Source organism: Candidatus Latescibacterota bacterium (assembly GCA_019038625.1).
In the GTDB taxonomy this organism is placed as follows: Bacteria; Krumholzibacteriota; Krumholzibacteriia; order Krumholzibacteriales; family Krumholzibacteriaceae; genus JAGLYV01.
Map to the genome: position 1 here is coordinate 1 of JAHOYU010000248.1, position 7,558 is coordinate 7,558.

The 7,558-nt window shown below is 50.1% G+C and carries 7 protein-coding genes; 6 read left to right on the forward strand and 1 reads right to left on the reverse strand.

The window, feature by feature from the left end:
• The coding region (locus KOO63_15905) for a hypothetical protein (protein MBU8923300.1) at positions 1-245 on the reverse strand (245 nt) is incomplete at its 3' end.
• Between the two features lie 42 nt (positions 246-287).
• On the opposite strand from KOO63_15905, the gene KOO63_15910 reads away from it, so the two are divergent.
• The 6 genes from KOO63_15910 to KOO63_15935 form a co-directional block, all read left to right on the forward strand.
• Positions 288-4,436, forward strand: coding sequence for a M6 family metalloprotease domain-containing protein (locus tag KOO63_15910; GenBank protein MBU8923301.1), 4,149 nt, complete (start codon positions 288-290; stop codon positions 4,434-4,436).
• 223 nt (positions 4,437-4,659) lie between these two features.
• The gene (locus KOO63_15915) at positions 4,660-4,875 is read left to right on the forward strand and encodes a hypothetical protein (GenBank protein ID MBU8923302.1); all 216 of its coding nucleotides are present in this window, start codon (positions 4,660-4,662) and stop codon (positions 4,873-4,875) included.
• A gap of 87 nt (positions 4,876-4,962) precedes the next feature.
• On the forward strand, positions 4,963-5,643 hold the full coding sequence (locus KOO63_15920; protein ID MBU8923303.1) for a hypothetical protein: 681 nt from the start codon (positions 4,963-4,965) through the stop codon (positions 5,641-5,643).
• 20 nt (positions 5,644-5,663) lie between these two features.
• Entirely contained in the window at positions 5,664-6,380 is a 717-nt protein-coding gene (locus tag KOO63_15925) for a hypothetical protein (protein MBU8923304.1), read from the forward strand.
• 59 nt (positions 6,381-6,439) lie between these two features.
• On the forward strand, positions 6,440-7,204 hold the full coding sequence (gene xth / locus KOO63_15930; protein ID MBU8923305.1) for an exodeoxyribonuclease III: 765 nt from the start codon (positions 6,440-6,442) through the stop codon (positions 7,202-7,204).
• Positions 7,205-7,260: 56 nt separating this feature from the next.
• A partial coding sequence (locus tag KOO63_15935; GenBank protein ID MBU8923306.1) for a hypothetical protein occupies positions 7,261-7,558 on the forward strand: 298 nt, incomplete at its 3' end.

Genomic DNA, 7,558 nt, shown 5'->3' on the forward strand with positions numbered 1-7,558 from the left:
TATTTGATGTGGTGGTATCTACCCATTGCCTGCCTTTTGGGGTTGATATTCATTCTAATATGATATACAATACTAGTGTAGGGGCCTGGTTTATTATGGGGACCAGGCTTTTTTGCAAATAAGGTATTCGACTGGGATTTTCCCGGAGCCGGTTCGCTCTGATCTCTTTCGGGAATTCCAGATTCATTACACCCTCTGTTCAGGACAGGTGGATACTTGCGAGGATCATACAACCTTGGCATCACAACAGCTTCCTGAGACTCTCACCAACAGTAGAGGAGACTTTTATGCTGGAGAAAATTCTCTGCATCTTTCGTGGTACGGATGAAGCCAGAATCGAATCATCGCGTTCATCGAGGGCAGCGACATGTCTTTTTATGCTGATCGCCGTGGCGGCACTTTCCGTCTGCCATGTGACCGATTCATTTGCAGTCATCGCTAATCCAGACCCGGTGACTATTGTTCAGCCCGACGGCACGAAGATCTCCATCGTTCTGAAGGGTGATGAATATCTTCACTGGAACGAAGACGAGACAGGGTATCCAGTGATCCGTTCAGCGGATGGTAAATGGTGGGTTTACGCGCAGGAGGAACTCGGGATCCTCGTGCCGACGTCACTAGTAGCTGGACAGGACGATCCGGTGGCAGAGGGACTTGAAAAGCCTGACATTTCCAGGCTTGTCAAAGAAGCCATGACCAGACCGATGATGCAGGCAGTGCCCGACGACGAGCTTGTCAAGGCATCACCGTTTGGAACGATGCAGAATCTGGTAGTGCTGGTCAGCTATTCCGATCTGGCTGTAGCGAAAACGAGACAGGAATTCGACGACCTGTTCAACCAGGTCGGATACACGACTGACGGGGCGACCGGTTCAGTTAAGGATTATTATGACGAGGTCTCATACAATCAACTCGATGTCCAGTCGACAGTCGTAGAAGCTGTGACGATTCCCAACGGTTATGCTTACTATGGCGCAAACGATGCCTGGGGGAACGATCTAAGGCCACGGACGATGGTATCGGACGCGCTGGCGGCTCTCGAGTCGAGAGGATTCGATTTTACAACGGTCGATGGCGATGGTGACGGCTGGGTGGATGGACTTACTATTATCCATGCCGGTGGTGGTGAGGAGTACGGCGGTAACAATTCCAACTATATCTGGTCACATTACTGGGGCCTCAGCTCGACAGTGACATATGATGGTATCAGGATGCGTTATTATCATACCGAGCCGGCGAGAAGGGGATGGGACTCGACTCCAAGCACATGGGGCATTACAAGGATAGGTGTGATCGCCCACGAGACGGGGCATTTCATAGGTCTGCCTGATCTCTATGACTACGGTTATGACAGCCAGGGAACTGGTGATTTCTGCCTGATGTCAGGAGGTTCCTGGAATGGCAGCATCGGTTCGACTCCATCACACATGAGTGCCTGGTGCAAGGTCGATCTGGGATGGGTCACACCGACGACTATATCGTCGGGCGGTGTCTATCCTGTTTCACAGGTTGAGACGTCTCAGCAGATATACAAGCTTCAGGGCGGGTTTTCCAGTAATGAGTTTTTTCTCGTGGAAAACAGGCAGGGAACGGGTTTTGACTCGGCCTTGCCGGGAAGCCTAAGAGGGCTGATGATATGGCATGTAGACGAGAACCAGCCAAACAACGACGACCAGACGCATTTCATGGTCGATCTCGAAGAGGCGAGTGGCACGCAACATCTCGAGCAGAATACAAACTCGGGTGAGGACTCAGATTATTTCCGGCAGGGGAATGCCACAGAGTTTACCGGAATAACGACACCGAATAACAACAGTTACAGCGCATCACCGCTGGGACTCGATATTACTTCGATAAGCGCGACGGGCGCGATGATGTCGTTCGCTGTGAACGGGATGGACCTTACGATCACTTCGCCTCTGGGAGGCGACATCGTTGATGTCGGGGATGTCCACCAGGTGACCTGGACACTGGCCGGAGGCAGCGCCGACTCCTTCAGTATATATCTCAGTATAGACAGCGGCTCGAATTACAATTACCCGGTAGTCACCGGTCTTTCCGGTGGAGCTACATTCTATAACTGGACCGTTCCGAATCTTCCAGTGCCCACAGCCCGACTGAAGGTTGAAGCGTGGTCAGGAGGTTCTGTCGCGGGTGTTACAACAAATTCCAGTGATTTTGCGATAAAGGGAAAGTACAGATATGTATCACCCTCCGGCGGTAATATATCTCCTTATTCCTTGCCTGCATGGGCGGCGAACGATATTCAGGACGCGATCGATGTGTCCGACACGGGAGATTCGATCATGGTAGCGGCTTCCACATATAACTCCGCCGTTACCGTCGATAAACCGGTCTTCCTGTTCGGCGGATGGGATGTCTCGTTCACATCCAGGGATCCCGAAACGAATGTGACGACTATCAACAGTTCCGGCAGTGTCGTTTCTTTCATGAACACCAACCCCGATCCGACCGGAATAGATGGATTTACGATAACAGGGGGAACGGGCACTTACCTTTACCTGCCGACACTCGGAACCCATGGGGGGGGCATCTTCGCCTATGAATCTTCTCCTGTTATAAGGGGAAACAAGATAAATTCCTGTGGATACATCGACGGCACGAGTTATTCCGCCGGTGGCGGTATAGCCTGTTATTCGGGTACAGTGACGATAGAGGATAACATTATCGATGCCTGCGTCGCTCAGACAGGTGGAGGAATATACATCTACCAGGTCGATGCCGCGATAAGGCGTAACACCATTAATGGTTCGACAGCGGATCCGATGTTTACAGGGCAGAAGGACGGTGGCGGGATCTATGCTTATCAGTCGACGATAGATGCCGAGGATAACATGATCTCCGGTAATATCGGTTACATGAAGGGTGGAGGTGTCTATGCAAGGTTCAGTCCCGCTTCTTTCTCAGGCGATACGATCGCGGGCAACCATGCCACCGGAACCGGTGGCGGGATCGAGACCGAGCGCTCGTCACTTCAACTTGCCGGGGTAAGCATCATTGATAATATAAGCGACGGCTCCGCCGGAGGCATCTGTCATCGTTTCGCTGAGCTTAACATCGAGAATTCGATAATAGCGTTGAACATTGCCGGAAGTCTCGGTGGCGGTATCCAGGCGGACAGCATATGGGGCAGCGTAAAGAACAATACAATAGACAGAAACCGTTCTGCTATTGTCGGTGGAAATATCTTCATGGCATCCCTGGCGGGAATCGATATCAGGAACAACGTGGTATCGTATGGTTATCCGGACGGGTTCATGGCTTCAGACGGACCAGGAGTGACTTTTCAGTATAACGACTGCTTTGGGAACAACGGTCAGGATGTTGTCTCACTGATACCCGATACGACAAACTTCAGCAGGAACCCGTTCTTTGCTGACACCACATCTATGGACTACCATTTTGCTGTGCATTCGGGTGGCATTGATACTGGAGATCCGGTCATAAGCGATCCTGATGGATCGAGGGCCGATGTCGGCGTGTACGGTGGGCCGCTAGCCGTGATGGCTGCTCCTGCATTCGTGACAGGCTTGTCCGCCGTTGCCATCGACGATATCACTATCCAGCTCGCGTGGGACCTTCAGCTTCCTGGCGGGCTTGATTACTACGCTGTCTACGGGGATACGCTCGGGGGGATCGTGCCCGATGAGGAAATCTACCTTGGAAGCGTTCCTTCCGCGGAATCGAGTTTTGATCATAGCCCCGTTGGTGGGTGCTGGTACTACAAAGTGTCGGTCATCAACTCCATCGGATATGGGGGAGGCTATTCGAACGAGGCGGGTGACTGTGCTGCGGGTCCCGACCTGATAGCTCCGACGGTCACGGTAGTCTATCCCGATGGTGGAGAGATTTTTGCTCCCGGTGATACGATAGATATACAATGGGTCGCTACTGACAACGTACAGGTCGATTCTGTAAGCATCTTTTTCTCGGACAACGGCGGAACAGACTTTACTCTTCTCGCTGGTAGTGAACCGAACGATTCACTTTATAAGTGGGTAGCTCCAGAGATCGATGCTGACAGTTGCCTGGTCAAGATCGTGGCTTATGACCCGTCACTTCTGTCTGGCGAAGATACAAGTGACAGCCTGTTTACGATAACCGCAGGTACGACGGATGCCGGAGATATGCCGGCACAGGCATTCTACCTGAGGCAGAACTACCCGAACCCGTTCAATCCGACGACGAGGATAGTCTTCGCGATAGGGCAGTCCTCGAACGTTTCCCTGCGCATATACGACGTAGCCGGGCGTCTCGTCAGAGTACTGCTCAACGAGAAGCGGGATGTCGGCCGTTATGAAGAGGTATGGAACGGTCTGGACGACCGGAGCGGAATAGTCTCGAGTGGAGTATATTTCTACAGGCTTATCGCGGGTGATCAGGTACGGACCAGAAAAATGGTCCTGATGCGATAGGAGTTGAGGAAGGATCGGCCTTTATTTCTGGCTAATAATACCGGGAGGTCTGGCGCTTTTGAGCGGTGAGCCTTCCGGTATTTTCTTGAGTAATTATCCTGAATCAATCATCTGACAATATTACGTTGAAGACCTGAAGTTACTTTACAGCTTTGGGGATTTCAATTATTCTACAGTTCATGGGACATTTTCGTGAAAGAAATAGTTGTGGGAGCCGATGCGTATGAGGAGTTTCATCATAGTGCTATGCTCGCTATCGTTACTTGCCGGATGCGGAAACGATGAGTCTGGTGACGTGAAGAAAGAGTTGACCAGACAACAGAAGGACAGCGTTCTTTCTGAATCCGTTCTGCCAGGCGCGAGTGTGGTGGGAAGCGCTATTTCGGTCTCCGACTCGGCGGCGGCCAGGGCAAAGAGACTTGACGAAATGTCAAAATAGCGTTAATCGACATAAAAATGACTTGATGGTTTTCGCCGTTATTAATTCTACCAGACGATCGGACAATTCGTTGCTGGATGAAACATTATGAGATACGCGGCTGTTCTGGTTTTGATCCTCGTCGCCGTTTCCTGCACGGAATACGGAGCATATGATTATGTGATCCTGAAACCAGAGAACGATTTTATTCCGATCTATTATATTCTCGGGATGCTGGATGACGGATTTTTCCGTTTGACTGATCTTGATGAGGGTGATCTGGCCCCGGACTTTATCGAGAGTTTCAATCCAAGAGAGATATACGAAGCTGAATTGTTCGAGTATTATATCAGGGTTCTTATGAGGGAAGAAGGCATTGAGACTGAATTGTCAGTGTCGAAGGATATGCAGGGTCATATCATATTCAAGTCCGAAGAAGTCACCGAAATAATCTATTCCTACTATGAAAAAATAGATGTGGGGAATCCGGTTATGGACATTGCGATCTTTAACGGCAACCGTGAAGCCATGATATCATACCTCGCTGGAGTCTATTCGCGTTCATACTACAATGAGAGATTGTGGCTCCATATCACACAGGATCTGAAGGCGGGTCTTGTCGTGAAGTTGCTTCAGGAACTCACATGTGGCGAAATAAAGGTCACCCGTATCGAAGTCAAAGACTATAGAAACTTGTCCCTCGGCGGTTACGATATACCGGTAAGTTACAAATGCGGACTGGAACTGGAGCAAAAACTGAAGAATTACGACATTGATATAAGACAGTAAGAAGCAGGATAGAACAAAGTATGGGGACAGTCAGGGGCGGAATCCTGTATTTCACGAAATATTTCAGGAAGGAAAAGATGAAGTCTGCTATCAGGTCATATATCATTCTCTGGCTCGTGATAGTCGCTATTTCATCCGCAGCTTCTCAGCAGATAAAGGCAGACGGAGTAGCGGGGAATGACACTGGGGCTGAGACCGTGCAATCACATGGTACTGATACCGACCTGCACGAGTACGAGCTGATGTCCCTGCTGGTAGTATCTGAATACGGAACAGACTATGAATTGATCCTCATCGAGGATATGACAGAGTCGTGGGTAATATCCACAAATCCGGTGCTGTTGATGGAAAAATGGCCCGACCTCCTCAAGCAGGAGACGCTGGACTCGCTTATAATGAAGAACATCAATGTGTCGACACGGCTGGACAGGAAGTTCGATCTTCCATCGGTCTATCGAATAGTGCCTGAAAACGAATTTCTGGAAGCGCTTGGGGATACTGAGAACCCCGACTGGGACGGTTTCGATTCAACCTTTGTCGATGCCCAGGGATACCTGACCTTCTCCAAAGCCGGGTTCGATGCGGGTAGGACCCAGGCCCTGATCATATTTTCCAACGCATACCGGTGCAGCGGGACGAGGACCCGGCCCTTAAAGAGGAAGATTGCCTTTTTCACCAGAAATGGCGGGGAATGGAAACTGGAGGGGGTAGCCCGGGGTTTCACTGCCCGGGAATGACCGCGATATGATATCGGGTGACTTTATCATCCAGGGAAGAAAATAGAAAGAATCAGCTGATGAAGATATATTCATGGAATGTCAACGGTATCAGGGCTGTGCAGAAAAAAGGATTTATAGACTGGGTGGTGAAGGAACAGCCCGATATTCTGTGCATACAGGAGACGAAAGCAAATGTGGAGCAGCTCAGCGAGGAGTTGTTGAACATACCCGGATACTTTGCCTCGTTCAATTCCGCTGAGAGAAAGGGATACAGTGGTGTCGCGATCTACTCCAGGACAGAACCCCTGAAAATGGATCATGGGTTCGGAGTGGAAAGGTTTGACAGCGAGGGAAGGGTGATTGTCAGCGAGTATCCCGATTTCACCCTGCTCAATATATATTTTCCGAATGGCCAGAAGGACGACGAAAGACTGGCCTATAAGATGGATTTCTACGATGCAACCCTCGATTTCTGCGAGTCGCTCAGGAAGAAAGGGAAAAAACTGGTGATCTGCGGTGACTACAATACTGCCCACAGGGAGATCGACCTGAAAAATCCGAAACCTAATGAAAAACGTTCCGGTTTTCTTCCAATAGAGCGTCAATGGATAGACAGATTCATAGCTGCCGGGTATGTCGATACTTTCAGGAGTCTTTATCCGGAAAAAGTGATGTATTCGTGGTGGTCATACAGGTTCAGCGCGAGGAAGAAGAATGTGGGATGGAGAATAGATTACCATTTTGTGTCCAGCGACCTTGCCGACAAAGTCAGGGACGCGATGATCATGAACGAGGTGTCCGGTTCCGATCACTGTCCGGTGGTCCTTGAACTTGACCTTTAAACAGAAATGCCCCCTGCACGGCCGAGACGATTGCCGCCCCGGAAAGAAGGCACAGCATGTCGAACAATAAAAGCAGGAAGAATATGATCAGCGGGGTGGGTTCCATTTTTCTGCTGGTTTTGCTCAGCCTCTTTTACTATTCCTGCGAGAATGAAGAGGATATAGCGGGATGCAGGACATACGATCATGTCTTTGAAGACCATATCGGGATCGGAGGACTCGGAGGTACGGATACGATCCACGTATTCTTCGCTGCGTTCTATGACAGGGAGACTGCTGCTGATATAGAGTTCATCTATCATGAGACAGGCTGGCTGGAAGATTCTCTCATGGTCCAGTTGAATGTCTATGGCG

Bases quoted from the DNA above. Each gene is read 5' to 3' on its own strand.
- KOO63_15910 (MBU8923301.1), top strand. From the start codon at position 288: ATGCTGGAGAAAATTCTCTGCATCTTTCGTGGTACGGATGAAGCCAGA.
- KOO63_15915 (MBU8923302.1), top strand. From the start codon at position 4,660: ATGAGGAGTTTCATCATAGTGCTATGCTCGCTATCGTTACTTGCCGGA.
- KOO63_15920 (MBU8923303.1), top strand. From the start codon at position 4,963: ATGAGATACGCGGCTGTTCTGGTTTTGATCCTCGTCGCCGTTTCCTGC.
- KOO63_15925 (MBU8923304.1), top strand. From the start codon at position 5,664: ATGGGGACAGTCAGGGGCGGAATCCTGTATTTCACGAAATATTTCAGG.
- xth (MBU8923305.1), top strand. From the start codon at position 6,440: ATGAAGATATATTCATGGAATGTCAACGGTATCAGGGCTGTGCAGAAA.